Genomic DNA, 1,714 nt, shown 5'->3' on the forward strand with positions numbered 1-1,714 from the left:
CCCCGGATCATAGTACCGATGCCGGTTATAGTGCAGGCCCGTCTCATGGTCGTGGTACTGCCCCTGAAAGCGAATCGGGTTCTTCACCCCTTGCTGCTGCGCCCATTCCGAGCGCTGCTCCTTCACTTCTCCCCACGCCTTGTACTGCGCCGTCCACGCCATCTGCCCGAAGTGGTCCGTCAACTCCTGCGGCGTACCCAGGTGGTCGCACTGGTACCACGCCAGCGCGTTGAAAGGCTTGGCCTGCGGAGTGAAGGTCCAGACCGGATCGTCATCGATGTTGTACGGCTGACTATAGGTCGGCTGGGCAATCAACCGACTCCCTTCATGCCTTACCGCCTGCGCCACCGGTACAAAGCTGCCCGGCTCGAACAGGTAGTGCACCGTACGCCCGATACCGCCCTCGTACTGTGCCGGGCTGCTCTCCCACGCCAGGTGGTCGCCGTCCCAGCCATACAAGGTGAAACCACACCCCAGCTCACGCTGCTTGCGCTCATGCTCGTTGCGGTTCCACTGCGAGCCGGCCTCGCGGCGCGGTTTGTAGTGCGCACTGGAATGCTTGAACAGTCGCCGGCCCAAGGGGTCGTAGGCAAACTCCACCGCCAGCAGCGCATCCTCGAAATGCACCAACCGATCAAACAGGTCCCAGTGCCGGTATCTTCAAACTCAACAAGTCCGCATGCTCAAATCGCACGAATACCCGACCAGAGAACAGTATCCAGCGGCGTATAATTAATACCTTTAAAGTCCTTAGCCAATTCTTTAAATCGTTCAGAACAAATCAAACTGCTACTTCCTGAAATCATCCCACCGTACTTAAAAAGATCAAGATCCCACTTAGCAGGAAGCACTAATTTTTTAATCCGAAAAGGCCGACCGCTTTCTTTTTCCATGAATGTAGAGGAAGGATCGCTATCCTTTCTAGCGTCAAACTCATTAAACAGTACCGCATTATAATTCTTGCTTGATATTTTCGTTCCAGACTTCGATAAGACCTGAATTTCAGCGAAATCCACAATATCCACATTAAGTGTGCGGCACGCCGCCAAAAACTCATCACTCACGATATAGAAAAAACGAGAAATACTTCGAACATCAAAATCATAATAGTCATCCCCACAAATAAGTACCCCACCTTTAGGGAATACCCCCCCACTCCTCATTTCGCATTTCCGCGAGTACCATGGGAAAAAACCATATTCAACATCCGCAGTGCCGGTGTAAAACTTGTCGTATAGGGCCGCATCCAGTGTGCCTAACTGACAGCCTGACTCTTCTTTCTGAGACAATACATAATACTTCATACACACCCCTCTTTAAATTATCGAACCCTTCGCTGCCTACCACCAGAAACAGACAGCCCAGCCCTTAATCTATTTTGCATCGAAGCTATTCTAGCCCTCGCCCCCGCCTCATCAATCTCTTTTTTATCAAGGTCATCCTGAATATCGCCTATCATCCTCTCAACCATTGGGGTATATACTTTACTATGTGGTCCACAATGATAGAAGACACGCTTCATTTTCTTCGCTTTATCTGCACTATCAGGCATCAACAATCCGTTTTCTTTTTTATCCATGTCTTCGGACATACCGATTTTTTCAAAAAAATCCTTTTCATCCCGCCACACCTTCTGCGGAATCAAATGATGCGCCTGCATGTCATCCTTAGGCGTCCCGCCCAATGCCGCATCAAGCTTCTTGCTACATAACCC

The 1,714-nt window shown here is 50.4% G+C and carries 2 protein-coding genes and 1 pseudogene; all 3 read right to left on the minus strand.

Annotation, left to right across the window (positions count from 1 at the left end; all coding sequences use genetic code 11):
* Positions 1–648: pseudogene (locus tag KUO17_RS25825) on the minus strand (RHS domain-containing protein); the annotation flags it as partial.
* Positions 649–683: 35 nt separating this feature from the next.
* On the minus strand, positions 684–1,304 hold the full coding sequence (locus KUO17_RS25830; RefSeq protein WP_217978388.1) for an Imm43 family immunity protein: 621 nt from the start codon (positions 1,302–1,304) through the stop codon (positions 684–686).
* A gap of 17 nt (positions 1,305–1,321) precedes the next feature.
* A partial coding sequence (locus KUO17_RS25835; protein WP_217978389.1) for an AHH domain-containing protein occupies positions 1,322–1,714 on the minus strand: 393 nt, incomplete at its 5' end.

This window comes from Pseudomonas aegrilactucae (assembly GCF_019168305.1).
GTDB lineage: Bacteria > Pseudomonadota > Gammaproteobacteria > Pseudomonadales > Pseudomonadaceae > Aquipseudomonas > Aquipseudomonas aegrilactucae.